The organism is Mesorhizobium sp. P2_A12 (assembly GCF_056405075.1).
Map to the genome: position 1 here is coordinate 1 of NZ_JBFUCU010000102.1, position 353 is coordinate 353.

Annotated in this window: 1 protein-coding gene; it reads left to right on the forward strand. The window is 68.2% G+C overall.

All coding sequences use genetic code 11. The features are described from left to right. Positions 1-353: DUF5801 repeats-in-toxin domain-containing protein (locus AC1DZU_RS35695; protein ID WP_477292167.1), on the forward strand; the 353-nt coding region annotated here is incomplete at both ends.

Consider the following 353-nt stretch of genomic DNA (forward strand, 5'->3'; position numbering starts at 1 on the left):
ATCGTCCAGGGCGCTCCCACGGTGGCGCATGACGAGACCGCGGGCGTCCAGGCGGATGCGAACGACACGACCGCGGCGGGGGTGGTGGGGCTGTTTGCCGGTGTCACCAATGTCAGCACCGATCTGAGCCCAACTGGCTTTGCGCAAAACGCGAGCCCTGTCGTGAGTTCGACRGGAAGTTCGTTCGGAGCGGACCAGGAGGGAGGGACGACGGCGTTCTCGCTGGCGGTGTCCGCCGCAGGGGTGGATTCCGGCCTCGACACGACCGACGGCACAAGCATCCTCCTGTTCAAGGAAGGCAACCTGGTGGTCGGCCGCATCGGCTCAGCCGCCGGGGCGGCGGCGTTCGCCGT